The sequence below is a fragment of the Marilutibacter maris genome (assembly GCF_003233695.1).
In the GTDB taxonomy this organism is placed as follows: domain Bacteria; phylum Pseudomonadota; class Gammaproteobacteria; order Xanthomonadales; family Xanthomonadaceae; genus Marilutibacter; species Marilutibacter maris.
The window spans coordinates 3823951-3850000 of record NZ_CP029843.1 but is presented as its reverse complement, the minus strand read 5'-3'; the positions used below and the strand labels follow the sequence as shown (position 1 = coordinate 3850000).

Genomic DNA, 26050 nt, shown 5'->3' with positions numbered 1-26050 from the left:
GAAAGGGCACATTCGATGAAATCGAGTAGGGCGGGGCACGAGAAACCCTGTCTGAACATGGGGGGACCATCCTCCAAGGCTAAATACTCCTGACCGACCGATAGTGAACCAGTACCGTGAGGGAAAGGCGAAAAGAACCCTGGTGAAGGGAGTGAAATAGACCCTGAAACCGTGTGCGTACAAGCAGTAGGAGCCCTTCGGGGTGACTGCGTACCTTTTGTATAATGGGTCAGCGACTTATTGTTCGTGGCAAGCTTAACCGTATAGGGGAGGCGAAGGGAAACCGAGTCTGATAAGGGCGCATAGTCGCGGGCAATAGACCCGAAACCGGGTGATCTAGTCATGCCCAGGGTGAAGGTTGAGTAACATCAACTGGAGGCCCGAACCCACTCCCGTTGCAAAGGTAGGGGATGAGGTGTGATTAGGAGTGAAAAGCTAATCGAACCCGGAGATAGCTGGTTCTCCTCGAAAGCTATTTAGGTAGCGCCTCATGTGAATCTTCCTGGGGGTAGAGCACTGTTATGGCTAGGGGGTCATTGCGACTTACCAAACCATGGCAAACTCCGAATACCAGGACAGACTGCATGGGAGACACACGGCGGGTGCTAACGTCCGTCGTGAAAAGGGAAACAACCCAGACCCACAGCTAAGGTCCCAAATTCCATGCTAAGTGGAAAACCATGTGGAAAGGCACAGACAGCCAGGAGGTTGGCTTAGAAGCAGCCACCCTTTAAAGAAAGCGTAATAGCTCACTGGTCGAGTCGGTCTGCGGGGAAGATTTAACGGGGCTCAAGCATGGAACCGAAGCTTGGGGTGCACACTTCGGTGTGCGCGGTAGAGGAGCGTTCCGTAAGCCTGCGAAGGTGGATTGAGAAGTCTGCTGGAGGTATCGGAAGTGCGAATGCTGACATGAGTAACGATAATGCGGGTGAAAAGCCCGCACGCCGAAAGCCCAAGGTTTCCTTGCGCAACGTTAATCGGCGCAGGGTGAGTCGGCCCCTAAGGCGAGGCAGAAATGCGTAGTCGATGGAAAGCTGGTTAATATTCCAGCACCTCGCGTAAGTGCGATGGAGGGACGGAGAAGGCTAGGTCTACCGGGCGTTGGTTGTCCCGGGGAAAGGCGGTAGGTGTGGAACTTAGGCAAATCCGGGTTCCTTTAACACCGAGCACCGAGACGAGCTCATTAGAGCGAAGTGATTGATGCCACGCTTCCAGGAAAAGCTCCTAAGCTTCAGCTTACGCAGACCGTACCGTAAACCGACACAGGTGGGCAGGATGAGAATTCTCAGGCGCTTGAGAGAACTCGGGTGAAGGAACTAGGCAACATGGCACCGTAACTTCGGGAGAAGGTGCGCCCCTGATGGTGGCTCATGCGAGCTATAGCTGTCGGGGGCCGCAGTGACCAGGCCGCTGCGACTGTTTATCAAAAACACAGCACTCTGCAAACACGAAAGTGGACGTATAGGGTGTGACGCCTGCCCGGTGCCGGAAGGTTAATTGATGGGGTCAGCCGCAAGGCGAAGCTCTTGATCGAAGCCCCGGTAAACGGCGGCCGTAACTATAACGGTCCTAAGGTAGCGAAATTCCTTGTCGGGTAAGTTCCGACCTGCACGAATGGCGTAACGACAGCGGCGCTGTCTCCACCCGAGACTCAGTGAAATTGAAATCGCTGTGAAGATGCAGCGTTCCCGTGGCAAGACGGAAAGACCCCGTGAACCTTTACTATAGCTTTACACTGAACGTTGAGTTCGTCTGTGTAGGATAGGTGGGAGGCTTTGAAACCAGGACGCCAGTTCTGGTGGAGCCATCCTTGAAATACCACCCTGTCGTGCTTGACGTTCTAACCTAGGCCCGTAATCCGGGTCGGGGACCGTGTATGGTGGGTAGTTTGACTGGGGCGGTCTCCTCCCAAAGAGTAACGGAGGAGCACGAAGGTACGCTCAGCGCGGTCGGACATCGCGCACTGTGTGCAAAGGCATAAGCGTGCTTGACTGCAAGATCGACGGATCAAGCAGGTACGAAAGTAGGTCTTAGTGATCCGGTGGTTCTGTATGGAAGGGCCATCGCTCAACGGATAAAAGGTACTCCGGGGATAACAGGCTGATACCGCCCAAGAGTTCATATCGACGGCGGTGTTTGGCACCTCGATGTCGGCTCATCACATCCTGGGGCTGTAGTCGGTCCCAAGGGTATGGCTGTTCGCCATTTAAAGTGGTACGCGAGCTGGGTTCAGAACGTCGTGAGACAGTTCGGTCCCTATCTGCCATGGGCGTTGGAGATTTGAGAGGGGCTGCTCCTAGTACGAGAGGACCGGAGTGGACGAACCTCTGGTGTTCCGGTTGTCACGCCAGTGGCACTGCCGGGTAGCTATGTTCGGAAGCGATAACCGCTGAAAGCATCTAAGCGGGAAGCGCGCCTCAAGATGAGATCTCCCGGGACACAAGTCCCCTAAAGGAACCATGAAGACTACGTGGTTGATAGGCTGGGTGTGTAAGTGCAGCAATGCATTGAGCTAACCAGTACTAATGATCCGTGAGGCTTGACCATATAACCTCAAGTGGCCTTGGACTCGACGATACGTCGACGACATTCGCCTCATTCGCTACTTCCCAACCCATGCAAGCTGGCTGCAGGATTGATCAATCATCCCGCGCTGCTTCACCAGCTTGTTCAGCGACCATAGCGCTGTGGTACCACCCGATCCCATTCCGAACTCGGAAGTGAAACGCAGCTGCGCCGATGGTAGTGTGGCTCAAGCCATGTGAGAGTAGGTCATCGCTGAACATTTACACCGAAGGCCGGACCCCGAAAGGGTCCGGCCTTCTTCTTTTGCGCAAGACAAACGCTGACGCACGCCCGCAACGGACCCACGCATACCGGGCCCACCGGGCTGCGCCAGAACCACCGCTGCAGCGGCGCCAGCCGCGATCGAGCGCGCACAACGAGAACGGGGCCCGGCATGCCGGACCCCGTCTGCAATGACTGCCTCACACCTGCGCCGGGGCCATCAAGGCGTATCCAGCCACAGGTCGTAGCTGCCGCTGCCGGAGTACGACAGCACACGCCAGTAGTAGTAGCCGGCGCTGCCGTTGTAGGACACCGACTCCACGCTGGTCGGGGTGATCGACTCGGCCACCTTGCTCCAGCCCGATCCGTTCCAGCGATACAACTCCAGGTCGAAGTCGGTGCCGGACGGGCCTTGCAGCCAGCCGTTGTGGGTCCCGGCCGCGGCCTGGTAGTAGGTGCCGCCCGGCTGGACCTGCGAGCTGCCGGTACCGGCCAGCGAACCGCTGTATTGGGTGCAGCCGGTGCAGGGCGCATCGCCGCCACCGATGCCGTAGTCGGCCACCAGCGAGACATTCGAATAGGCGCTGTAGCCGCGCAGCATCACGTGCCAGGTGCCGGCCTGCGGGCTGGCGAAGTCGCAGCGCTCGTTGTTGCCGTTCTGGTACGGCCGGCAATCGTAGGTGCTGGTGGTCGGCGCCGCCCCGAAGCGGACATACAGGTCGGCGTCGCCGCTGCCGCCGCTGGTGACGAAGCTCAGGTCGCTGGCGCCTGTCGGCACCGCGAAGGTATAGCGGGTCTCCGAGCCGCTGGCCCCGGACACCGATACCGCCACGCCCTTCTGCAGTTCGCCCGGGGTCGGATCCGGATCCGGGTCGGGATCGCTGCCGAACAGGCTGTACAGCAGCAGGTTCGGCGAGCCGCTGCCGGGATTGCCGACCTTGTTCGGGGTGGCGCTGTTTTCGATCGCGCTGGTGACCTGGCCCGGAGACGCGTTCGGATTGCCGGCCAGGTAAAGCGCGGCGACGCCGGCGACGTGCGGCGAGGCCATCGAGGTGCCGCTGATGGTGTTGGTCGCCGAGTTGCTGCTGTTCCAGGTCGAGGTGATCGACGAGCCCGGGGCGAACAGGTCCAGGCAGGTGCCGTAGTTGGAGAACGAGGAGCGCGCGTCCGACGAGGTCGTCGATCCGACCGTGATCGCACTGGCCGCGCGCGCCGGCGAGTAGTTGCAGGCATTGCTGCTGTCGTTGCCGGCGGCGACCACCACCGTCACGCCGGCATTGACCATCCGGTCGACCGCCTGGTCGGTGCTCGTCGAAGCGCCGCCGCCCAGGCTCATGTTGGCCACGGCCGGTTTGACATGGTTCTGCGCGACCCAGTCCATGCCGGCGATCACGCCGGAATTGCTGCCCGAGCCGTCGCAGCCCAGCACCCGCACCGGGTACAGGCTCACGCCCTTGGCCACGCCCCAGGTGGCGCTGCCGACGGTGCCGGCGACATGGGTGCCGTGGCCGTGGCAGTCGTTGGTGCCGTTGCCGTCGTTGATCGCGGTATAGCCGCTGCCGACGCGGCCGCCGAAGTCGTTGTGGCTGGCGCGGATGCCGGTGTCGATGATGTAGGCATGCACGTTGCCGGCGGTGGTGTTGTAGGTGTAGCTCCCGCTCAGCGGCAGGTTGCGCTGGTCGATGCGATCGATGCCCCAGGTGGCGTTGTTCTGCGTCGCCGAGACCGACATGTAGCCGTCCTCCTCGATATAGGCGACGCGATCGTCGGCCAGCAGCCGGGCCAGGGCTTCGTCGTCGGCCTCGACCACGAAGCCGCGCAGCACGCTGCGATAGGTGGCGACGATGTTGGCACGGCCCCGACCGCGATTGCGGACCAGGTCGCGGGCGACGTTGGCGACGCTGGGACGGGCGGCGGTTTGCGCTTCCGCGGCAAGGCTGGCGACATCGTCCCTCAGCACGACGATGTAGCGGCCCTCGATCGGCGCCTTGGCCAAGCGCAGCTCGGCATCGGCGGCATGGCCGGCGCCGGCGGCGAGCATCAGCACGCTGCCGATCCCGGCAGCAAGAACGGTGGTTGCACGGATCACGATACTTTCCTCATGGTTGTATGTAGGAACCGCGCCGCGTCCCACGACGGGAGGCGGAGCGGGCGTGACGTTCCGCAGCCGCATGTCGACGTCCCCAGTCCACCGCTGTGCGTGGCCATCGACACACGAAAGCGGCCAGGCGGGTGAAGGATTGGCGGAGCCCGCGGCGCAGCCGCGCGTGACCCGCGACGTGTCTCCCCGGTGACCGCCGGTGTCCCCCGCCCGGCCTGCGGAGTCAAACCCGATCCCGGTGGCGCGTCCAATGCCGAATATCGATGCGCATATTCGGATTTTTCCTTATAGAACAATTGGATATGAACGGCCCGAAGTTGCATCAGGCCCTACCGGTGCGTATGTGCGAATGGGTCGCATCTTCGCTGTATCTGGCCGGAGTGTGTGCTATATCGGACCTCTGCCAAGGGGGCAGGTGCGCCGCGACCGGCGCGCTCGGGCATGCGGAACGGGGCCGCGCAAGCTGTCGCGACCGGCGCAGCGCGCGGATCGTGTCGATCTGGATAGGCCATGCAGGGACGTAGCCATGACGCTGAAGGAACTGAGATGCCTGTTGGCGATCGTCGACGCCGAGCTCAATGTCAGCGCGGCGGCGCAGGTGCTGCATGCGACCCAGCCGAGCCTCTCGCGCCTGTTGAAGCTGCTCGAGGAGGAACTGGGATTCCAGTTGTTCGTCCGCCACGGGCGCAGCCTGGCCGAGGTGACCCCGGCCGGACATGAGGTCATCCGCATCGCGCGCCGCATCGTCGGCGACGTCGCCAACATCCGTGCCTACGCCGCCAACGTGCGCGGCGGGAATTCCGGCGACCTGTTGCTGGCGATGCCGCAGATCTATGCGCGCCACGTGCTGCCGTCGGTGCTGTCGGAGCTGGTCAGGCGCTATCCGCGCCTCAACGTGCATATCCAGACCACGGCCGAGGGCGAGTCGCTGGAGCGGCAGATGCTCGGCAGCGGCGACATGATCCTGGTCAGCACCGCCGGCGACGGCGTGCCGCCGGGCCACGCGATTCCGCTGTTCACCTGGAAGCGGGTGGTCCTGGTGCCGCAGACGCACCCGTTCGCGCACCTCGACCGCGCCCTGACCCTGCCGGAGCTGGCCAGCGAGGCACTGGTGACCTACGAGGCCTCGCGGCGCCGGGATTCATCGCTGCGACGGGCGCTCGAGCAGGCCGGACTGGAAGCGCGCTTCGCCTGTTCCGCCCAGGATGCGGGCCTGATCAAGGCCTACGTGCGGGCCGGGCTCGGCATCGGTCTGGTCGGCGAACTGGCGGTGGAGGACGAGGATTGCGAGACCTTCGCCGTGCTCGAGTGCGATCCCGCGTTGCCGGAGTGCGTGGCCTGGGCGCTGTTGCCGCCGGGCGCGGTGATCCGCGACTGCGCCTTGCAGTTGATCCAGCTGCTGGCGCCGCAACTGGACCCGCAGCAGATCCGGCAGGTGCTGGAAGACGGCAAGCGACCACTGTGGCCCGATCCGCTGCCCTGGCGGGGGGGCGCCACGGGGCCGGCCGGGGCCGGCGCGCATGCGCATCGGCGCCCGCTCCCCCGGGCGATGTCGCCGGGCGCCTACCTGGGCTGATCGGCGCGGTCGTCCGCGCGCAGGGTCACCACCAGCACGTCGCGATGGGCGGCGGCATCCGGGTCGAGCGCCTCCACCGCGGTGACGCCGTGGAATACCCGCCGGTCGTCGACCAGGGCCGCATCGAAGGCACGGGTCAGGGTGAAGTGGCCGATCTCGGTGCCATCGGGCGCATGGATGCTGGTGGTGCCGCTGGCGATGTTCTCGCGGTCGATCAACAGCACCAGCACGTAGTCGACGCCGTCGCGATGCCGGCCTTCGGGCGTCGGCAGGCCGGGCGTGCCGGCCCGGGCCTCGATGCGGAACTGGTGCACCTCGGTGTGCCAGCGGGCGACCCGCGGTGCCAGCGCGCCGAAGAACCGTTGGCAGTGGCGCAGGATCGTGCCCAGGCTGCGGCTGGTGGCGACCGCGTCCTCGACCGGCTCGAACCAGCGCTCGATGTCGCCCTGCAGCGGGTTGTAGTCGAGGGTCTGGTAATGCGGTTGATGCGGCTGGCGACGGATCGCCGGCACCGGCGTATCGACACCGTCGAGCGAGAACACCGCATGACGGCGGCGACGGTGCTTGCCGAGCCGGGCCAGGTAACTGTCGGTCGCCAGCCGGTTCCAGCTCCCGGCGAAGTCTTCCCAGTCGTCGAGCGGGCCGGTCGTTTCCAGCCACGCGCGCATCGTCGCCGCGTCGACGAAATCGAAGCCCTGGCCCCGCATCAGGGTGTCGTGGATGCGGGTGGCGGGCTCTGGATCGGTGCTTTCGTGCATGTTGGCGGGCCGGGCGGCGGGCTCAGCCGCCGACCCGCAGCGCCGCCTGTGCCAGCAGCGCCAGCACGCAGCCGAGGCCGGCGAACCAGGACAGGCTGCGCAAGCTGTGCAGATCGGCCAGGTAGAAGACGCCGTGCAGCACGCGCGCGACCACGAATGCGATCGCCAGCACCGCGATGCGTGCTTCCGGCACCCCGGCCAGCTGGGCGAGCACGACGCCGGCGGCGAACGGCGCGAACGCCTCGAAGGCATTGAGCTGGGCGGAATTGGCGCGATGCAGGCGCGGATTGTCCTGGCGCGCGAGCCAGCCGCGCGGGTCGCGGTTGTTGTAGCGCTCGCCGCCGGCCTTGGCGATGCTGACCCACAGATACGGCAGCAGCGCGGCGATCAGCACGCACCAGTAGGCGGTGGCCAGGGTCATCGCGGTTCTCCGGTGGGGGGCGAAGGGCGGGCTCGGGGCGCCGGCATGCGGACATCGGACACGCCCTGCGCGGGCGCGCCCTATCGAGCACGCACAGCGTAGCCGAAAGCGGGGCCGGCACGCGATCCCCGCGCCGGCGCGGAGGGGAGGCGCCGATACGACGACGGCGCCATCCGGCGCCGTCGTGAACCCTGTCGGGGCGGCCTGCCCGCCCCGGCGCCGGGTCTTACTCCGATCGCGACTGTTTCAGCTTGTCGTTGGCGGCGCGGAAGGCGTTGCCTTCGTACCAGTTCGGCCAACGGTCGCCGCCGGCCAGGTCGCGGCCGACGCTGTACAGCGCCTCCAGGTCCTGGACCACGCCGTCGAGTTTCCAGTCGGCGCTGAACTCGTCGGCGGGCTTGTGGTAGCGGTTGTCGCGATAGTCGAGCTGGGCCGCGTGGCCGGCCTCGGTGCCGCCCTCGAGCAGGTCGTCGCCGCCCTTGGCGTACAGCGCGGGCACGCCGGCCTTGGCGAAGTTGAAGTGGTCGGAGCGGAAGTAGAAGCCATCCTGCGGCGTGGCCTCGGCGACCAGGCTGCGGCCCTGTGCGTCGGCATGGGTCTTGAGGATGTCCTCCAGCTCCGAGCTGCCGAAGCCGACCACGGTCATGTCGCGGGCCTTGCCGATCACCGGCATCGCGTCGAGGTTGACCACCGCGACGGTCTTGTCGAGCGGGATCGCCGGGTGGGCGACGTAGTACTTGGAACCGAGCAGGCCGGACTCCTCCAGCGTCACCGCCAGGAACAGCAGCGAGCGTTCCGGCGCCGGCTCCTGCGCGGCGAAGGCCTCGGCGATCTCCATGATGCCGGCCACGCCGGTGGCGTTGTCGACCGCGCCGTTGTAGATGTGGTCCTCGCCGCCGCTGCCGGCGTCCTTGCCGTGGCCCTCATGGCCGCCGGCGTCGCTGTGGTTGCCCAGATGGTCCCAGTGCGCCATGTAGACCACCGCCTCGTCCGGACGCGTGCTGCCGGGCAGCATCGCGACCACGTTCTTGGACTCCTTCTCGGCGATCGTGCTCTTGAGGTCCAGCGACAGCGTCGCGTCGAGCGGGATCGCCTTGAAGCCCTTCTTGTTGGCGGCCACGTACAGCGCGTCCAGATCCTGGCCGAGGTCGGCCATCAGCGTGCGCGCGACATCGCCGGTGATCCAGCCCTGCGCCGGCAGGCGCGGCTCCGGATCGTCGGCCGCGCGCAGGTCGAACTGGGCACCGGACCAGGAATTCTTGACCACGTCCCAGCCGTAGGAGGCGCCCTCGGTGTCGTGGATGATGATCGCCGCCGCGGCGCCCTGGCGGGCCGCCTCCTCGTACTTGTAGGTCCAGCGGCCGTAATAGGTCATCCGCTTGCCTTCGAACAGCGACGCGTCCTTGGCATGGAAGCCCGGATCGTTGACGAACATGACCACGGTCTTGCCCTTGACGTCGACGCCGGCGTAGTCGTTCCAGCCCTGCTCGGGCGCGTTGACGCCGTAACCGACGAACACCAGCTCGCTGGCATCGATCTTCACCTCCGGTTGCCCGGTGCGGGTGCCGATCACCATGTCGCTGCCGAAGGCCAGCTCGCGCGGCTCGCCCTTGACGTCGAGCTTGAGCACGGTCGACTCGTCGGCGGTGGTTTCGACCATCGGCACCTCCTGGAACCAGCTGTCGCCGTTGCCGGGCTTCAGGCCCATCGCCTCGAACTGGGTCTTCAGGTAGTCGAGCGTGCGGGTCTCGCCGGCGCTGCCGGGGGCGCGCCCCTCGAACTCGTCCGAAGCCAGCGTCTCCACCCGTGCGGCGAAATCATCGGCGTTGATGCCCGCGCTGAACGCGTGGGCGGCGGCGCCGTCGGCGGGTGCCGCCGTGTCGGTCGCCGCCTCCGGCGCCGGTTGACTGCAGGCCGACAGGACCAGCGCGGCCGCGACCAGCGAGGTGGCCGCGGAGAGCGGGGTTCGGGCGGGAGTGCGGGACATGGAGCCTCCGTGGTGCGAATGCAGGACGAAGGATCGATCATACGACGGCGGCCCGGGACGTGCCCGGGCCGCCGGTCATGCCGTACCGCGGCGCCTACTCGGCCGGCGCGCGATCGGTGTCGTAGCGAACCGCGGTGGCACCGCTGATCGGGCCGGTGCGGGCGCTGGTGTGGACGTAGAGGGTGACCTCGCGCTCGAAGCGCAGCGCGCCCTCGACCACCGCGTTCGGGCCGATGATCACCCGCGGCGGACGCCGCTTGGTGTTGATCCGGATCAGGCTCGGGCTCGGCTTTTCGTAGTGGATGCCGCCGCGCACGTGCGAACCGGCGCCGACGGTCAGGTCGCCGGTCACCGTCTCGATGCCGCCGCCGACATCGGCATCGACCAGGCCGATCGCGCCGTTGACCGTCTCGACGTCGCCGGAGACCCGGCCCTGGCGGCCGACGAAGATGCTGCCGTTGACGGTTTCCATGCTGCCGTCGACGGTCACCGTCTCTTCCAGGCGGATGCTGCCGTTGACGGTCTCCAGAGCGCCGGTATGCGCCGACGCGGCGACCTTGATGCTGCCGTTGACCGTTTCCGCATCGCGGACCCGGGCGTTCTCGTGGATCCGGATGCTGCCGTTGACGGTCTCCAGGTCGCCGTACTGCTGGCCGGCCTCGGCGGTGATGCTGCCGTTGACCTTGTCGATGCTCTGCTGGGCGGCGGCCGCCAGCGGCATCAGGGCCAGCGCCAGCGCCAACGGGAGGGCGCCGACGGAGCGGCGGCGGGACGGGGCGGTGGTGTTCGGAGGGCTCATGGGCGATGTCCGTTCATGAAGGGTCTGCAGATGTGATGCACGGCAGGCCGGATGGGTTTAACGCGCGGTCCGGTGCCGGTCTGTCGGCTGCACGGCGACGGCGGTGCCGCGGCGCGGGCGGAAGGCGTCGCGACATCGCGTCGCCGGGCGCTCCGATACAATCGCACTCTCATGCACCCCGGGCCCCTGCCCGAAGTCACGGAACCCCGCCATCGTGTCCGAAATCTCCCGCGCCAAGCCGGCCCGAACCAAGCCGGTCGTCCTGCTGATCCTGGACGGCTGGGGCCACCGCGAAGACCCCGCCGACAACGCGCTCGCCGCCGCCCGCCTGCCGAACTGGGACGCGCTGCTGGCGGAGGCGCCGCATACCCTGATCCATACCGAGGGCCGCCATGTCGGCCTGCCGGACGGACAGATGGGCAACTCCGAGGTCGGCCACATGAACCTCGGCGCCGGTCGCATCGTCTACCAGGACCTGACCCGGATCGATGCCGCGATCGAGGATGGCAGCTTCGCCGCCAATGCCGAGCTGCTGGCCGCCTGCAACGCGGCCAGGGCCAGCGGCGGCACCCTGCACCTGATGGGGCTGCTGTCGCCCGGTGGCGTGCACAGCCACGAGCGTCACCTGTTCGAGATGATCGCCCTGGCCGCGCGCGAGGGTGTCGAACGCGTCGCCGTGCACGCCTTCCTCGACGGCCGCGACACCCCGCCGCGTTCGGCCGAGGCCAGCCTGAAGGCGCTGCAGGCCGCCTGCGAGGCCGCCGGCAACGCCCGCGTCGCGACCGTCAGCGGCCGCTATTACGCGATGGACCGCGACAAGCGCTGGGACCGCGTGCGCCGCGCCTGGGACGCGATCGTCGAGGCCGCCAGCGACCACCACTCGCCCGATCCGATGACCGCGCTGGCCGACGCCTATGCCCGCGACGAGAACGACGAGTTCGTGTCGCCGACCGTGGTCGACGACGGCGCGACCATGCGCGACGGCGATGCGGTGGTGTTCATGAACTTCCGCGCCGACCGCGCGCGCCAGCTGACCGCGGCCTTCGTGGCGCCGGATTTCGAGGGTTTCCACGCGCGCCGGCCGGTGCTGTCGCGCTTCGTCTGCCTGAGCGAGTACGACGCCAGGCTGCCGGCCCCGGTGGCATTCCCGCCCGACGATCTGCGCAACACCCTGGGCGAGGTGCTCGAGCACAACGCGCTGAGCCAGTTGCGCATCGCCGAGACCGAAAAGTATGCGCACGTGACCTTCTTCTTCAGCGGCGGTCGCGAGGCGCCGTACCGCGGCGAGGAGCGGATACTGATTCCCAGCCCGCAGGTCGCGACCTACGACCTGCAGCCGGAAATGAGCTGCCCCGAGCTGACCGCGAAACTGGTCGAGGCGATCGGGTCGGGCCGTTTCGACGTGGTCGTCTGCAACATCGCCAACCCGGACATGGTCGGCCACACCGGCGTGTTCGAGGCCGCCGTCAAGGCGGCCGAGGCGGTCGACACCGCGGTCGGCGCGATCCGCGCGGCGGTGCGCGCGGCCGGCGGCGCGCTGCTGGTCACCGCCGATCACGGCAACCTGGAGATGATGAAGGACCCGGTCACCGGCCAGGCGCACACCGCGCATACCGTCGGTCCGGTGCCGTTCGTCTACGACGGCCCGCGCGCGGCATCGTTGCGCAGCGGCGGCGCATTGCGCGACGTCGCGCCGACCATGCTCGACCTGCTCGCTCTGCCGCAGCCGGCGGAGATGAGCGGGCAGAGCCTGCTGGCCGGTTGATGCGCGCGCGGCGCGGCGACACGCTCGCCCTGCTCGCCGGCGTCGTGCTGGCGACGGTCGCGGCCACGGCGCCGGCGCAGAACAGCCGCGAGACCGAGCGCAAGCTGCAGGAGGTCCGGCGCGAGCTGAAGGCGGTCGCCGCCGAGCGGCGCCGGATCGAGGGCGAGCGTGGCGCCGCCAACCGCGAGTTGCGCCAGGCCGACGAGCAGGTCGGCCGTTCCAGCCGCCGCCTGCGCGAGATCGAGCTGCAACTGGCCGACGAACAGGCCTCGCTGGATGCGCTGCATGCGCGCCGCGCCGGGATGCGGGAGACGATGCAGGGCCAGCGCGAGGAGCTGGCGCGGTTGTTGCGCGCGGCCCACGCCCAGGGCGGGCAGGCGCCGCTGAAAGTGCTGCTGTCGCAGGACAGCGTGGCCGAGGCCAACCGGCTGCTGGCCTATCACCGCTACCTCCAGCGCGACCGTGTCGCCCGCATCGCCGAGCTCACCGCCGCGCTGGAGGAGCTCGACGCGGTCGAGCGCGACATCGCCGAACGCCAGAAACAGTTGCAGGACTCGCGCCAGGCGCTGGACCGCCAGCTCGCGCAGTTGCAGGACGACCGCAAGGCCCGCGCCCAGCTCGTCGCCCGGCTCGACCAGCGTTACCAGGACCGGCGTGCCCGCGAAGGCGCGCTCGGCCGCGATGCCAAGGGCCTGGAGCAACTGCTGGCGCGCCTGCGTGCGGCGGCGGCCCGTGCCGAGGCGCAACGCCGCGCCGCGGCCGCGCGCGCGGCGCGCGAGGCCAGCGCCAGCGGAACGCCGGCGCCGGCACGCACCGCGGTGGCGGCGGCCGCGGTCGGCGGCCCCCAGGTCGGCGGCGTCGGCTGGCCGCTCAGCGGCACCCTGCTGGCCGGCTTCGGTGCGCGCATGCCCGACGGCCGCAACAGCGACGGCCTGCTGCTCGCGGCCAATGCCGGCACCGCGGTCAAGGCGGTCGCCGACGGCCAGGTCGTCTACGCCGAGTGGATGACCGGCTACGGCCTGTTGCTGATCATCGATCACGGCAACGGCTACATGAGCCTGTACGCCCACAACGACGCCCTGCTCAAGGACGCCGGCGACAGCGTCAAGCGCGGCGATGCGGTCGCCAGCGTCGGCAGTTCCGGCGGACACGGCCGTCCGGCGCTGTATTTCGAGCTGCGCCGCAACGGCCAGCCGGTCAATCCGAACGTCTGGCTGCGACGCTGAACCGTGCATTCATCGCGTCACTGGGTTAACGAAAGCTTCCGTCGCCACCGCCTAACGTGTTCATATTCAAAGGGCCGTCGCCGGCTGTGGTGACGCCCGACTGGAAACGCCCCGGAGGGCCGTGCATGAAATCCCGTTTCCCCGTCCTGTTGACCGCACTGCTGCTGGCCCTGCATGGCCTGAACGGCGCGATCGCCCAGGAGGCCCCCGCCGTGCCGCAGACCGATGCGCCGGCACAGGACGCCCAGCCCGAGCCCGACGCCGGCAAGGCGGACGACAGGAAAGTGCCGCTCGACGAGATCCGCCGCTACGTCGCCGTCTACAGCGCGATCAAGCAGGCCTACGTCGAGCCGGTCGACGATGGCGACCTGATGCAGTCGGCGATCCGCGGCCTGCTGTTCGACCTCGACCCGCACAGCGTCTACTTCGAAAAGAGCCAGGCCGAGGAATTCGACGAGCAGTCGCGGGGCGCCTACGAGGGCATCGGCGTGGAGCTGCAGCGCCAGCCCAACGGGACCTTGAAGGTGGTCGCGCCGATCGACGACACCCCGGCCGCGCGCGCCGGCCTGCAGTCCGGCGACCTGATCACGGCGATCGACGGCAAGGGCTTCAAGCCCGACGAAGGCGACACCTCGGCGCCGTTGCGCGGTCCGGCCGGCTCCTCGCTGACCCTGACCGTGGTCCGCGAGGGGCGCGACAAGCCGTTCGACGTATCGCTGACCCGTGAGGTGATCCGGATCACCAGCGTGCGCGCCAAGATGCTCGAACCCGGCTACGGCTACGTGCGCATCAGCGCCTTCCAGGCCGACACCGCCGCCGATTTCGAGAAGCAGCTCGCGGTGCTGAAGGAACAGGCCGGCGGCCGCCTGCGCGGGCTGCTCATCGACCTGCGCAGCAATCCCGGCGGTTTGTTGACATCGGCGGTGCAGATCGCCGACGACCTGCTGGAGAAGGGCGTGATCGTCAGCACCCGCGGCCGCCTGGCGATCAGCGACGCCGAGTTCTCGGCGACCCCGGGCGACCGCCTCGACGGAGCGCCGGTGGTGTTGCTGGTCGATGCCGGTTCGGCCAGCGCCTCGGAGGTGCTGGCCGGCGCGCTGCGCGACAACGATCGCGCCCGCATCGTCGGCAGCCGCACCTTCGGCAAGGGCTCGGTGCAGACCGTGATGCCGCTGGACAACGGCGATTCGGTCAAGCTGACCACCGCGCGCTACTACACGCCCAGCGGGCGCTCGATCCAGGCTTCCGGCATCGCCCCCGACGTGCTGCTGCACCCCGGCGAGGACGCGGCCAACGGCGGCCGCGCCAGCTACGTCGAGTCCAGCCTGCGCGGCCACCTGGCCGGCAGCGAGGAAGAAGGCGAGGGCCCGGCCGGCGAGGAGCAGACCGGCGAAGTGCTGGCCGGCGAAGCGCATATCGCCTCGGCGCTGGCCGAGCTGAAGAAACTGGCGACGACGGTCGCGGGCGCCACGCCCGCGCAGTGAGCGCGGCGATCGTCGTCGCGGCTCGGCCGGTCGCGAGAGAGCGGCCGAGCCGACGGTCCGGGTGGTCGCGGGAGATGGTCGCAGGCGTCGCGACAAAGTCGACGCCCGCGGCGATGCCTCAGCGAGGCGGCTTGGCCGGCATCGGGAACGGCGTGACCACCTTCTCGCCGGTGGCGGCATCGCGGATCGCCGACTGGCTTTTGCGTTCGACTTCCTCGATCCGCACGATGCTCTGGATCGGCAGGTGCAGGGCGCGGGTATTGCCGAACTCGTCGCGCAGACGCTCCTCGGTCGGGTCGATGACCACCCCGTCGCCGAGATCGAAGACCAGCTCGCGGATTTCGGTGAAGCCCCACAGCGCACCGGATGCGACCTGGCGGGCATACAGTTCGTAGACCTTGCCGGCGTTGAGGAAGGTGACCTTGTAGAGCGTCTTGGACATGGGCAGGGACCGGGAGCGTTCACCCCTACGATGGGGCTGCGCCGGCGCCTTCTCAAGCGTCGGCGGCCGGGGTCAGTAGCCGCTGCGCTGGCGCATCCGGCGGGCGATGCCGGCCCGGGTCGCCAGCGCGAACGCGCCGCCGAAGGCGAAGCCGGCCAGGTGCGCCGACCAGGCGACCGCGCCGAACGCCGGTCCGAACCAGGTGAACAGGATCTGCAGCAACGCCCAGATGCCGATCAGCAACGAGGCCGGCACGCGCAGGAACTGCAGGTACAGGCCCAGCGGCAGCACCACCCCGAGCTTGGCGTGCGGGAACAGCGCCAGGTAGGCGCCGATCAGCGCCGAGACCGCGCCGCTGGCGCCGATGATCAGGCCGTCGGGGGTGCCGATCGTGATCACCGCCGCCAGGTTGGCGATCGCGCCGCCGAGCAGGAACACCAGCAGCAGCCGCCACGGCCCCATGCTGCGCTCGGCCGGCAGTCCGAAGATCAACAGGAACACCAGGTTGCCGAGCAGGTGCGCCCAGTCCGCGTGCAGGAACAGCGCGGTGACCAGGCGCTGCCAGTCCGCCGCGGACGAGGAGGTCAGCCCGCCCGACAGCGCCCCCCATTCCATCAGCAGGCGTTGCTGCTCGCCGGCCGGCAGCAGCGCCACCCAGGCGAAGCACAGCCACAGCGCCGCGAACAGCAGGGGCGTGGCCCAGCGCATCGGCGCTTTCTTGCGGGACGGGACGGCGATGAACATCGGGTGGGCGGAATCGGGTCCGTTCGTGGAGGGGAAGGCCCCGGGATGGGACGCAGTGCCGGGTGGCCATGACCTGTGGGACTGGGGCGCGGGCCCCGTCCCGGACGATAAGGCATCCGTGCCGGCCGATGTGGATCCCGATGCCGAAACGCCAAGTTGGGTTGTTAGCATCGGGTTAATTCGCACGCTATAGTGCATACGGCGTCGTATGTCGGGAGGGGTTTCCGGCACGCCCGGCACAGGGATACCGGTGCCGCGCAAACGACCCGGAAGACCAAATAACACTCCAATGGAGACGACACGCATGCAACACGCACACCGCATCACGCGCCTGTCGGCGCTCGCGCTGGGCATTACCGGCGCGCTGGCCTTCGGCCAGGTCCACGCTTCGGGCTTCCAGCTGAAGGAAAACAGCGTCAAGTCGATGGGCAGCGCATTCGCCGGCGCCGGTGTCCGCAACGACGACGCCTCGGTGGTCACCAACAACCCGGCGACCATGACCCAGTTCGAGGGCACCACCATTCAGGGCGATTTGACCGTCATCGACCTGAACTACGAAGCCGACGACGTGCACGGCTACGACGTGCTCGGCCAGCCGCTGAGCGGCGGCAACGGCGGCCAGGCCGGCGATGTCGCCCCGGTGCCGGCGGTTTCGATCGTGCACAAGTTCGACAACGGCACCGCGATCGGTGCGATGGTCAGCGCGCCGTTCGGTCTGAAGACCGAGTACGACCGCGACTGGGTCGGCCGCTACTACGCCGCCACCTCCGACGTGCAGATCGTCGACCTGACCCTGTCCGGCGCGATCGACCTCAACGACCGCTTCTCGGTCGGTGCCGGCCTGATCTTCTCCAGCGCCGACGTGACCCTGTCCAAGGGCGTCGACTTCGGCACCGCGCTGTTCGGCAACCCGGCCACCCGTCCGCTGCCGTTCGCGCGTCCGCAGGCCGCCGACGGCTTCGCCGAGGTGCAGGGCGACGACGTCGGCTTCGGCTGGCTGCTGGGCTTCAACCTGCGTCCGACCGACAAGCTGACCATCGGCCTGTCGCATCGCTCCGAGATCGATTTCGAGCTCGACGGCGACGTCGACTGGACCGTGCCGGCCAACGTCCGCGCGGTGTTCGATTCCAACCCGATGACCGCCGCGCTGTTCAACGACGGCGGCGCGGGCGCCAAGCTGACCACCCCGTCGGTGACCACCCTCGACGTGCGCTACCAGTTCACCGATGCGTTCTCGATGGCCGCCAGCTACGTGGAGACCGATTGGAGCTCGCTGCGCGAGGTCCGCATCGAATTCGACGGTCCGGACCCCGACTCGGTCGAGGAGTTCCGCTGGGGCGACACCAGCTTCGCCTCGATCGGCGCCGACTACAAGCTCAACGAGAGCTGGACCGTGCGCGCGGGCTTCGCCTACGACGAGACCCCGACCACGTTCGCGCACCGCACCCCGCGCCTGCCGGACGAGGACCGTCGCTGGTACTCGCTGGGCGCGACCTGGAACGTCAGCGAGGCGCTGGAGGTGAACTTCGCCTACACCTACCTCGATCCGGACACCCCGAACATCGGCATCATCACCCCGCCGCAGGCGGGTGGTCAGCGCCTGTTCGGCTCGTTCGACGGCGATGCGCACCTGTTCGGTGTTTCGGGCCAGTATCGCTTCTGATCGCGGTCGACGCCTGGCAACAGCCACAAAAAACCCCGCCTCGGCGGGGTTTTTTGTGGGTCCGGGAAGCGCGCCTCAGTCGCTCAGCGTCAACAGCGAGGCGTTGCCGCCGGCCGCGGTGGTGTTGACGGTGATGGTCTTCTCGGTGGTGAAGCGCGGCAGGTAGTGCGGGCCGCCGGCCTTGGGGCCGGTGCCGGACAGGTTCTGGCCGCCGAACGGCTGCACGCCGACCACCGCGCCGATCTGGTTGCGGTTGACGTAGCAGTTGCCGACCTTGACCTTGGCGGCGATCTTCTCGACGGTCTCGTCGATGCGCGAGTGGATGCCCAGGGTCAGGCCATAGCCGGTGGCGTTGATTGCGGCGATCACCGCATCGAGCTGGCTGGCCTTCCAGCGGATCACGTGCAGCACCGGGCCGAACACCTCGCGCTGCAGCTGGTCCAGCGACTTCAGCTCGTAGGCGCGCGGGGCGAAGAAGCATCCGTGCGCGGCATCGTCGTCGAGAGCGGCCTCGGCGATCAGGGTCGCCTCCTTGTCCATGCGCGCGGCGTGATCGACCAGGATCTGGCGCGCGTCCTCGTCGATCACCGGGCCGACGTCGGTGGACAGCTGGCCCGGATCGCCGACCTTGAGCTCGGCCATCGCCCCGGCCAGCATGCCGATCACCTTGTCGGCGATGTCCTCCTGCACGAACAGCACGCGTGCGGCCGAGCAGCGCTGGCCGGCCGAGGTGAAGGCCGAACCGATCGCGTCCTTGACCAGTTGTTCCGGCAGCGACGACGAGTCGGCGATCAACGCGTTCTGGCCGCCGGTTTCGGCGATCAGCACGCCGATCGCCGCGTCGCGCGCGGCCAGCGCGCGGTTGATCGCGCGCGCGGTCTCGGTGGAGCCGGTGAAGGCGACGCCCGCCACGCGCGGGTCGCGGGTCAGCGCGGCACCGACGGTGGCGCCGTCGCCGGGCAGGAACTGCAGCACCGCTTCCGGCACGCCGGCCTCGTGCAGCAGCTTGACCGCGTAGTAGCCGATCAGGTTGGTCTGCTCCGCGGGTTTGGCGATCACGCTGTTGCCGGCGGCCAGCGCCGCGGCGACCTGGCCGGTGAAGATCGCCAGCGGGAAGTTCCACGGGCTGATGCAGACGAACACGCCGCGGCCGGACAGCTGCAGGGTGTTGCTCTCGCCGGTCGGGCCGGGCAGCGCCTCGGGGGTGAACAGCTTGCGCGCCTGGCCGGCGTAGTAACGCAGGAAGTCGACCGCCTCGCGAACCTCGGCGACGCCGTCGGGGATGCTCTTGCCGGCCTCGCGGGTGCACAGGGCGATGTACTGCGGCATCCGCTGTTCCAGCAGGTCGGCGGCGTGTTCGAGGATCGCGGCGCGACCGGCCGCCGGGGTCTCGTTCCAGCCGTCGTGCGCGGCGACGGCGTTGTCCAGCGCCTGCTCGACGGTGGCGCTGTCGGCGGCCTGCCAGTGGCCGACGACCTGGCGGCGGTCGGCCGGGCTGGTCACCGCGCTGTCGGCGCCGGCCGGATTCGCGCCGGGCACCAGCGGGGTGGCGCGCCAGGGCCGGGCCGCCTCGGCGTTGATCTGCTCGGCGAGCGCGCGCAGCTGATCGTCGTTGGCCAGGTTGACGCCCATGGAATTGCTCCTCTCCAAATGTTGTTCCGAAGCCTGCTGGTTCGATGCCGCGAAGCTGCGGTACAGGTCGACCGGCAACGGGATGCGCGGGTGGGGGATGGATTCGAATGCCGATACCGTCTCGACCGGGTCGGAAATCAGCTCGTCGATGACGATGTCCTCGTCGGTGATGCGGTTGACGAAGCTGGAATTGGCGCCGTTCTCCAGCAGGCGGCGGACCAGGTACGGCAACAGGTCCTCGTGGCTGCCGACCGGGGCGTAGACCCGGCATGGCGCGTCGAGGCGGTCGGCCGGGATCACTTCGGCGTAGAGGTCGTCGCCCATGCCGTGCAGCTTCTGGAACTCGAACTGGCGCTCGCGGCCGAGCAGCTTCGCGCGCTGCCACACCGCGGCGATGGTCTGCGCGTTGTGGGTGGCGAACATCGGGTAGATCGCATCGCCGGCCTCCAGCATGCGCCGCGCGTTGGCCAGGTAGCTGACGTCGGTGTTCGGCTTGCGGGTGAACACCGGGAAGCCCTCGTAGCCGTCGACCTGGGCGCGCTTGACCTCGCTGTCCCAGTACGCGCCCTTGACCAGGCGCACCGGGATGCGGCGGCCGTGGCGGCGGGCCAGCTCGGCGATGAAGTCGATCACCTCCGGCGCGCGCTTCTGGTAGGCCTGGATCGCCAGGCCGTAGCCTTCCCAGCCGTCCAGGGACGGGTCGGCGTAGGCGGCGGCGATGACATCGAGCGAGAGTTCGAGGCGATCGGCCTCCTCGGCGTCGATGGTGAAGCCGATCGCGTAGGACTTGGCGAGCCGGGCCAGCTCCAGCACCCGCGGCACCAGCTCCTCCATCACCCGCGCGCGCTTGGCGTGTTCGTAGCGCGGATGCAGCGCCGACAACTTGACCGAGATGCTGGGCGCGGCGAACACCTTGTCGCCGGTCGCGTCGCCGCCGGCATGAGTCTTGCCGATCGCATGGATCGCGTCGTGGTAGGCCTTCAGGTAGCGCAACGCGTCCCGGGTGGTCAGCGCGCCCTCGCCGAGCATGTCGAACGAATAGCGGTAGCGGGCGTTGCCGCCCTTCCTCGAGCGCGCCAGCGCCTCGCCGATGGTCCGCCCCATCACGAACTGGTGGCCCATGATCCGCATCGCCTGGCGCACCGCCAGACGGATCACCGGTTCGCCGACGCGGCCGACCAGGCGCTTGAACGCGCCGTGCACGTCGCGCTTGGTCTCGTCGTTCATGTCGACCAGGCGGCCGGTCAGCATCAGGCCCCAGGTCGAGGCGTTGACCAGCACCGACTCGGACTGGCCCATGTGGCGCTTCCAGTCGGCCTCGCCGAGCTTGTCGCGGATCAGCTTGTCGGCGGTGTCCTGGTCGGGGATGCGCAGCAGCGCCTCGGCCACGCACATCAACAGCACGCCTTCCTCGCTGCCCAGATCGTACTGGCGCATGAAGGCTTCGATCGCGCCCTGGTCCTCGGCGCGCGAGCGGACCCGGGACACCAGATCGGCGGCCTGTGCCTGGGCGGCGGCGCGCTCGGGTTCGGGCAGGCGGGCGGCGTCGAGCAGGGCGCGCACGTGGGCGGCTTCCTCGCGCCGCCAGCCGGCGGTGATCGCCGCGCGGGGCGCGTCGGGAACCGGCGGCAGCTCGGGGGACAGGATCGGTCGGGACGGCGGGCCGTCGCTGTCGACGGCGGCGGGGGAGAGGTTGGCGGGCATCGGGACCACGGAACGGCCGGGAAAGTCCGCTAGTGTAGGCCGCCGCGCGCGCGCGCGCCCGTACGCGGGCGACTGGAACAGGGTCGGCATGGTCCGGCCCGGGCGGCGGCGCCCGCATCCGCGCCGCACGGGCCCCGGACCGGGGTCGGCGCGGCCGCCGCCGGAACCCGACCGGGAGCGCAAACCCCGTGGCTTTTGCCTGTGTTATCAGTCGCTTGGGGGCGGAGTTGCGGGCCTTGCCAGGGAGTCGATGAGATGCGGCGTCTTGTCGCAGGGCCCCCCGCTCGCTACCATTTCCCGGTTTTCCGTAGCGCCGGACGCGGCGTGATGGGCCCCCGCATGGCGCGATGGGCTCGCCAGCCACCTGAGTCGGACGGTCCTTCCGCGCACACCTGCCTGTACCGGGGTGCGCGAACCGGGCCGGGTCGGGCAGCCCGCGGAGCAACCCAAGACACCATTTGATTGATTCGATTTACTGGGGCTCGAGAGTGATGAAAGCCGGTTGGTTCAAGCAGTGGGCAGCAGGCGTCGCCGTGATGGCGCTGCCGATGCTGGCGCAGGCGCAGGCGGCGGATCCCAAGCCGTGGCAGCTCAACATGGGCCGTGGCGTGACCCACCTGTCGCACAATGCCTACGAGGCCCACATGCTGGCGCTGTGGATCTGCGTCGGCATCGGCATCCTGGTGTTCGGTGCGATGGCGGTGGCGATGGTCAAGTTCCGCCATTCCAAGGGCGCCAAGCCCGACACCAGCTTCACCCACAGCACCAAGCTGGAGGTCATCTGGACCGTGGTTCCGGTGGCGTTGCTGGTGCTGATGGCCTTCCCGGCCACCAGCAAGCTGATCAACATGTACGACACCCGCGACTCGGAAATGACCGTCAAGGTCACCGGCTTCCAGTGGATGTGGAAGTACGAGTACCTGGGCGAGGGCGTGGAGTTCACCAGCCGCCTGGACCGCAAGAGCGACGAGCTGCGCCAGCAGACCCGCCAGACCCGCCAGACCGTCACCGCCGAGGACCACGAGCACTACCTGCTCGACGTCGACAACGTGCTGGTGCTGCCGACCGACACCAAGATCCGCTTCGTGATCACCGCCGACGACGTGATCCACGCCTGGTGGGTGCCGGCGCTGGGCTGGAAGCAGGACGCGATCCCCGGCATCGTCAACGAGGCCTGGACCCAGATCGACGAGCCGGGCATCTACCGCGGCCAGTGCGCCGAGCTGTGCGGCAAGGACCACGGCTTCATGCCGATCGTGGTCAAGGCGGTGCCGAAGGACGAGTACCAGCAGTGGCTGGCGGCGCAGAAGCCCGCGCCCGCGCCGGTCGAGGCCGCGCCCGCCGCGCCCGCCGACGAAGCCGCGCCGGCGGATGCCGACGAGCAGAACACCGAAGCCACCGCCGCTGCCGACGTCGACGACGCGGCAGTCGCCGGCTGACCCCCCTTTTTGCTTCGCGCAAGCACGTTTCTTCGAGGTTAGGCCATGGCCGTCACCCACGCAGATCACCACCACGACGACCACGCCCACAAGCAGGGCTTCATCGAGCGTTGGTTCTTCTCGACCAACCACAAGGACATCGGCACGCTGTACCTGGTGTTCAGCTTCATCATGTTCATCGTCGGCGCGGCGATGAGCGTGATCATCCGCACCGAGCTGGCGCACCCGGGCCTGCAGCACGTCAGCCCCGAGTTCTTCAATTCGATGACCACCATGCATGCGCTGGTGATGATCTTCGGCGGCGTGATGCCGGCCTTCGTCGGCCTGGCCAACTGGATGATCCCGCTGCAGATCGGCGCGCCGGACATGGCGCTGCCGCGCATGAACAACTGGTCGTTCTGGATCCTGCCGTTCGCGTTCAGCCTGCTGCTGATGACCCTGTTCCTGCCGGGCGGCGGCCCGGCCGGCGGCTGGACCCTGTACCCGCCGCTGTCGTTGCAGGGCGGCAACAACGTCGCCTTCGTGATCTTCGCCATCCACATGATGGGCATCAGCTCGATCATGGGCGCGATCAACGTGATCGCGACCGTGCTCAACATGCGCGCGCCGGGCATCGACCTGCTGAAGATGCCGATCTTCTGCTGGACCTGGCTGATCACCGCCTTCCTGCTGATCGCGGTCATGCCGGTGCTGGCGGGCGCGGTCACCATGCTGCTGACCGACAAGTTCTTCGCCACCAGCTTCTTCAACGCGGCCGGCGGCGGCGACCCGGTGATGTACCAGCACATCTTCTGGTTCTTCGGTCACCCCGAGGTCTACATCATGATCCTGCCGGCGTTCGGCGTGGTCTCGGAGATCATCCCGACCTTCAGCCGCAAGCCGCTGTTCGGCTACCAGGCCATGGTGTACGCGACCGCGTCGATCGCCTTCCTCTCGTTCATCGTGTGGGCCCACCACATGTTCACCGTCGGCATGCCGCTGGGTGGCGAGATCTACTTCATGTTCGCGACGATGCTGATCGCGGTGCCGACCGGCGTGAAGGTGTTCAACTGGGTCACCACGATGTGGCGCGGCTCGATCTCGTTCGAGGCGCCGATGCTGTGGGCGATCGCCTTCGTGATCCTGTTCACCATCGGCGGCTTCTCGGGCCTGATGCTGGCGATCGTGCCGGCCGACTTCCAGTACCACGACACCTACTTCGTGGTCGCCCACTTCCACTACGTGCTGGTGACCGGCGCGCTGTTCTCGATCATCGCCGCGGTCTACTACTGGTGGCCGAAGTGGACCGGTCGCATGTACAGCGAGGGCATGGCCAAGTTCCACTTCTGGTGGACGATGATCTTCGTCAACCTGCTGTTCTTCCCGCAGCACTTCCTGGGCCTGGCCGGCATGCCGCGCCGCATCCCGGATTACAACGTGGTGTTCGCGGACTGGAACCTGGTCAGCTCGATCGGCGCGTTCGGCATGTTCGCCACGCCGTTCATGATGGCCTTCATCCTGTGGCGTTCGAAGGCCGTGGGCGCCAAGGCCGAGGCTCGCGCCTGGCCGACCGCGAAGGGCCTGGAGTGGACCGTGCCGAGCCCGGCGCCGCACCACACCTTCGGTACCCCGCCGGTGATCCGCGACGGCGACCTCGCCCACGGCGACGTCAGTCATTGATGCGAATCCCTCGCAAGAGCCCGCACTTCATGTGCGGACTTTTGCGGACTTTTCACGAAAGCCACGCTTGATCCAAATCAGTCGATGACCGCATCCCACGACCCGCGCCATGATCTCGATGCCCGCCGCAAGGCGGCGCGTCGCACGGCGGTCTGGGTCGCGTTGATCGCGGTCGGCGTGTACGTGGCGTTCCTGCTCAGCGGAGTGTTCGGGCAATGACCGCGCCGTCGACCGACAAGGCGTCGTCCGGCGGCGGCCGCAGCGCCAGCGCGCGGATGGCGGTGGTGATGGTCGGGGTCGGCGTCTGCGCGTTCGCGTTCTCGTTCATGCTGGTGCCGCTGTACCGGATTGCCTGCGAGAAGGTGTTCGGCATCCGCTTGGAACGTACCGCCGCCGAGGAGACCTCGGCCGCGACGGTCGAGGCGCGCTGGGTCACGGTCGAGTTCGACGGCGGCGTGAACTCCAAGCTGCCGTGGGCGTTCAAGCCGAACCAGACCACGATGAAGGTCAAGGTCGGCCAGCCCTACGACACCACCTACTACGCGCACAACAACAGCGACCGCGTCATCGTCGGCAGCGCCGTGCCGTCGGTCGCGCCGGCGCGCGCCTCGGGCTATTTCAACAAGACCGAGTGCTTCTGCTTCACCGCGCAGACCCTGCAGGCGGGCGAAACCCGCGACATGCCGGTACGCTTCATCATCGATCCGGACCTGCCGGCCGACGTCAAGACGGTCACGCTGTCCTACACTTTCTTCAAGAACGACGTGCTGACCGCAGAGCAGGCCGCCGCTTCCCCGCACGGGAACGCGACGTCCGCACCGCGGGCCGCGCCCTGATCTGTAAACGCTCCAGCTCTGAACGGAACCGCCGCCATGGCCCAAGCACATTCGCCAGACGCCAACGTCTACTTCGTCCCGCACAGCAGCCGCTGGCCCTTCCTCGGCTCGATCGCGCTGTTCGTGACCATGATCGGCCTCGCCAGCTGGATGAACGACATCAGCTGGGGCAGCAAGGCCTTCCTGGTCGGTGTCGCGCTGCTGGTCGGCGTGCTGTTCGGCTGGTTCGGCGACGTGATCCGCGAGTCGGTCGGCGGCAACTACAACAAGCAGGTCGACACCTCGTTCCGGATGGGCATGGTCTGGTTCATCTTCTCCGAGGTGATGTTCTTCGGCGCCTTCTTCGGCGCGCTGTTCTATGCCCGCCAGTTCGCGCTGCCGTGGCTGGGCGGCGAGGGCGACGGCGTGATGACCCACAGCCTGCTGTGGAACAGCTTCAGCAACGCCTGGCCGACCAACGGCCCGGGTTCGATCGGCGGCAGCTTCCAGACCATTCCGGCCTGGGGCCTGCCGCTGCTGAACACCCTGATCCTGCTGACCTCCGGCGTCACCGTCACCATCGCCCACCACGCGCTCAAGGCCGGCCACCGCGCCCAGCTGTTGCTGTTCCTGGGCCTGACCGTGCTGCTGGGCTGCGTGTTCCTGTTCTTCCAGGCCGAGGAATACATCCACGCCTACAAGGAGCTGAACCTGACCCTGGGTTCGGGCATCTACGGTTCGACCTTCTTCATGCTGACCGGCTTCCACGGCGCCCACGTCACCCTCGGCACGATCATGCTGGCGGTGATCTGGTTCCGCTGCCTGAAGGGGCACTTCAGCAAGAACGACCACTTCGGGTTCGAGGCGGTGGCCTGGTACTGGCACTTCGTCGACGTGGTCTGGCTGGGCCTGTTCCTGTTCGTCTACGTGCTGTAAGGGCGGACCATCGAAATCGGGACCGGGAGTCCGCCGCGGCGGAATTCCCGTCCCCAAGCAAGAGGCGACGGCACCCCGTCGCTCTTTTGCTTTCTGCGAATCCCGAAATCCC

17 protein-coding genes, 2 rRNA genes and 1 pseudogene (1 of these 20 cut by a window edge) are annotated in these 26050 nt (G+C 67.9%); 12 read left to right on the top strand and 8 right to left on the bottom strand.

The window, feature by feature from the left end:
• Both C9I47_RS16590 and rrf read left to right on the top strand, forming a co-directional pair.
• Positions 1-2547, top strand: a 23S ribosomal RNA gene (locus tag C9I47_RS16590); it begins 332 nt to the left of the window's first position.
• A gap of 122 nt (positions 2548-2669) precedes the next feature.
• Positions 2670-2784, top strand: a 5S ribosomal RNA gene (gene rrf / locus C9I47_RS16585).
• A gap of 223 nt (positions 2785-3007) precedes the next feature.
• On the opposite strand, the gene C9I47_RS18130 is transcribed toward rrf, so the two are convergent.
• Positions 3008-4876 (bottom strand): S8 family peptidase, encoded by a 1869-nt coding sequence (locus C9I47_RS18130; protein WP_317616525.1) that lies wholly within the window; start codon positions 4874-4876, stop codon positions 3008-3010.
• Between the two features lie 538 nt (positions 4877-5414).
• Between C9I47_RS18130 and C9I47_RS16575 the strand changes: the two genes are divergently transcribed.
• Positions 5415-6464: a LysR substrate-binding domain-containing protein gene (locus C9I47_RS16575; RefSeq protein WP_111267745.1), complete on the top strand. Its 1050-nt coding sequence runs from the start codon at positions 5415-5417 to the stop codon at positions 6462-6464.
• Here C9I47_RS16575 and C9I47_RS16570 read toward each other — a convergent pair.
• From C9I47_RS16570 to C9I47_RS16555, 4 genes are all read right to left on the bottom strand, one after another.
• Positions 6452-7222: a 2OG-Fe dioxygenase family protein gene (locus tag C9I47_RS16570; protein WP_111267744.1), complete on the bottom strand. Its 771-nt coding sequence runs from the start codon at positions 7220-7222 to the stop codon at positions 6452-6454. The genes C9I47_RS16575 and C9I47_RS16570 overlap by 13 nt on opposite strands.
• Positions 7223-7244: 22 nt before the next feature.
• Positions 7245-7643, bottom strand: a complete 399-nt coding sequence (locus tag C9I47_RS16565; protein WP_211371842.1) for an MAPEG family protein — start codon at positions 7641-7643, stop codon at positions 7245-7247.
• Between the two features lie 226 nt (positions 7644-7869).
• A complete protein-coding gene (locus C9I47_RS16560) occupies positions 7870-9630 on the bottom strand; it encodes a M28 family metallopeptidase (RefSeq protein ID WP_111267743.1) in 1761 nt (586 codons plus the stop codon).
• 94 nt (positions 9631-9724) lie between these two features.
• Positions 9725-10429 carry a DUF4097 family beta strand repeat-containing protein gene (locus C9I47_RS16555; protein WP_111267742.1) on the bottom strand — a complete coding sequence of 235 codons (705 nt, stop codon included), beginning with the start codon at positions 10427-10429 and terminating at the stop codon, positions 9725-9727.
• A 214-nt stretch (positions 10430-10643) separates the two neighbouring features.
• Between C9I47_RS16555 and gpmI the strand changes: the two genes are divergently transcribed.
• From gpmI to C9I47_RS16540, 3 genes and pseudogenes are all read left to right on the top strand, one after another.
• Positions 10644-12194, top strand: a complete 1551-nt coding sequence (gene gpmI / locus C9I47_RS16550; RefSeq protein WP_223250195.1) for a 2,3-bisphosphoglycerate-independent phosphoglycerate mutase — start codon at positions 10644-10646, stop codon at positions 12192-12194.
• Positions 12194-13420: a murein hydrolase activator EnvC family protein gene (locus C9I47_RS16545; RefSeq protein WP_111267741.1), complete on the top strand. Its 1227-nt coding sequence runs from the start codon at positions 12194-12196 to the stop codon at positions 13418-13420. Before gpmI ends, C9I47_RS16545 begins: the two co-directional genes overlap by 1 nt.
• Positions 13421-13545: 125 nt before the next feature.
• Positions 13546-15023 (top strand): annotated as a pseudogene (locus C9I47_RS16540) (S41 family peptidase); the annotation flags it as partial.
• On the opposite strand, the gene C9I47_RS16535 reads toward C9I47_RS16540, so the two are convergent.
• Positions 15023-15346, bottom strand: coding sequence for a DUF1820 family protein (locus C9I47_RS16535; protein WP_111267739.1), 324 nt, complete (start codon positions 15344-15346; stop codon positions 15023-15025). The pseudogene C9I47_RS16540 and the gene C9I47_RS16535 sit on opposite strands and share 1 nt — an antisense overlap.
• Before the next feature lie 72 nt (positions 15347-15418).
• On the bottom strand, positions 15419-16090 hold the full coding sequence (locus C9I47_RS16530; protein ID WP_111267738.1) for a rhomboid family intramembrane serine protease: 672 nt from the start codon (positions 16088-16090) through the stop codon (positions 15419-15421).
• 304 nt (positions 16091-16394) lie between these two features.
• Between C9I47_RS16530 and C9I47_RS16525 the strand changes: the two genes are divergently transcribed.
• Positions 16395-17753 carry an OmpP1/FadL family transporter gene (locus C9I47_RS16525; protein WP_170288287.1) on the top strand — a complete coding sequence of 453 codons (1359 nt, stop codon included), beginning with the start codon at positions 16395-16397 and terminating at the stop codon, positions 17751-17753.
• Positions 17754-17828: 75 nt separating this feature from the next.
• On the opposite strand, the gene putA is transcribed toward C9I47_RS16525, so the two are convergent.
• Positions 17829-21089 (bottom strand): bifunctional proline dehydrogenase/L-glutamate gamma-semialdehyde dehydrogenase PutA, encoded by a 3261-nt coding sequence (gene putA / locus C9I47_RS16520; protein WP_111267736.1) that lies wholly within the window; start codon positions 21087-21089, stop codon positions 17829-17831.
• 491 nt (positions 21090-21580) lie between these two features.
• Here putA and coxB point away from each other — a divergent pair, with 491 nt between their 5' ends.
• The 5 genes from coxB to C9I47_RS16500 all read left to right on the top strand — a co-directional run bounded on the left by coxB (position 21581) and on the right by C9I47_RS16500 (position 25938).
• A complete protein-coding gene (coxB, locus tag C9I47_RS16515; RefSeq protein WP_111267735.1) occupies positions 21581-22528 on the top strand; it encodes a cytochrome c oxidase subunit II in 948 nt (315 codons plus the stop codon).
• Positions 22529-22573: 45 nt separating this feature from the next.
• The gene (ctaD, locus tag C9I47_RS16510) at positions 22574-24187 is read left to right on the top strand and encodes a cytochrome c oxidase subunit I (protein WP_111267734.1); all 1614 of its coding nucleotides are present in this window, start codon (positions 22574-22576) and stop codon (positions 24185-24187) included.
• A gap of 84 nt (positions 24188-24271) precedes the next feature.
• Positions 24272-24406: a hypothetical protein gene (locus C9I47_RS18125; protein WP_262982910.1), complete on the top strand. Its 135-nt coding sequence runs from the start codon at positions 24272-24274 to the stop codon at positions 24404-24406.
• Between the two features lie 56 nt (positions 24407-24462).
• The gene (locus tag C9I47_RS16505; RefSeq protein ID WP_407067530.1) at positions 24463-25023 is read left to right on the top strand and encodes a cytochrome c oxidase assembly protein; all 561 of its coding nucleotides are present in this window, start codon (positions 24463-24465) and stop codon (positions 25021-25023) included.
• A gap of 36 nt (positions 25024-25059) precedes the next feature.
• Positions 25060-25938 carry a cytochrome c oxidase subunit 3 gene (locus C9I47_RS16500; protein ID WP_111267732.1) on the top strand — a complete coding sequence of 293 codons (879 nt, stop codon included), beginning with the start codon at positions 25060-25062 and terminating at the stop codon, positions 25936-25938.
• The last annotated feature ends 112 nt before the right edge of the window (positions 25939-26050 follow it).

Excerpts from the sequence above, each read along its gene's own strand:
- coxB (WP_111267735.1), top strand. The coding sequence starts at position 21,581 with ATGAAAGCCGGTTGGTTCAAGCAGTGGGCAGCAGGCGTCGCCGTGATG.
- putA (WP_111267736.1), bottom strand. The coding sequence starts at position 21,089 with ATGCCCGCCAACCTCTCCCCCGCCGCCGTCGACAGCGACGGCCCGCCG.
- C9I47_RS16500 (WP_111267732.1), top strand. The coding sequence starts at position 25,060 with ATGGCCCAAGCACATTCGCCAGACGCCAACGTCTACTTCGTCCCGCAC.
- C9I47_RS18125 (WP_262982910.1), top strand. The coding sequence starts at position 24,272 with ATGACCGCATCCCACGACCCGCGCCATGATCTCGATGCCCGCCGCAAG.
- ctaD (WP_111267734.1), top strand. The coding sequence starts at position 22,574 with ATGGCCGTCACCCACGCAGATCACCACCACGACGACCACGCCCACAAG.
- C9I47_RS16535 (WP_111267739.1), bottom strand. The coding sequence starts at position 15,346 with ATGTCCAAGACGCTCTACAAGGTCACCTTCCTCAACGCCGGCAAGGTC.
- C9I47_RS16545 (WP_111267741.1), top strand. The coding sequence starts at position 12,194 with ATGCGCGCGCGGCGCGGCGACACGCTCGCCCTGCTCGCCGGCGTCGTG.
- C9I47_RS16505 (WP_407067530.1), top strand. The coding sequence starts at position 24,463 with ATGGCGGTGGTGATGGTCGGGGTCGGCGTCTGCGCGTTCGCGTTCTCG.
- C9I47_RS16570 (WP_111267744.1), bottom strand. The coding sequence starts at position 7,222 with ATGCACGAAAGCACCGATCCAGAGCCCGCCACCCGCATCCACGACACC.
- C9I47_RS16530 (WP_111267738.1), bottom strand. The coding sequence starts at position 16,090 with ATGTTCATCGCCGTCCCGTCCCGCAAGAAAGCGCCGATGCGCTGGGCC.
- C9I47_RS16575 (WP_111267745.1), top strand. The coding sequence starts at position 5,415 with ATGACGCTGAAGGAACTGAGATGCCTGTTGGCGATCGTCGACGCCGAG.
- C9I47_RS16565 (WP_211371842.1), bottom strand. The coding sequence starts at position 7,643 with ATGACCCTGGCCACCGCCTACTGGTGCGTGCTGATCGCCGCGCTGCTG.
- C9I47_RS16560 (WP_111267743.1), bottom strand. The coding sequence starts at position 9,630 with ATGTCCCGCACTCCCGCCCGAACCCCGCTCTCCGCGGCCACCTCGCTG.
- C9I47_RS16525 (WP_170288287.1), top strand. The coding sequence starts at position 16,395 with ATGCAACACGCACACCGCATCACGCGCCTGTCGGCGCTCGCGCTGGGC.
- C9I47_RS16555 (WP_111267742.1), bottom strand. The coding sequence starts at position 10,429 with ATGAGCCCTCCGAACACCACCGCCCCGTCCCGCCGCCGCTCCGTCGGC.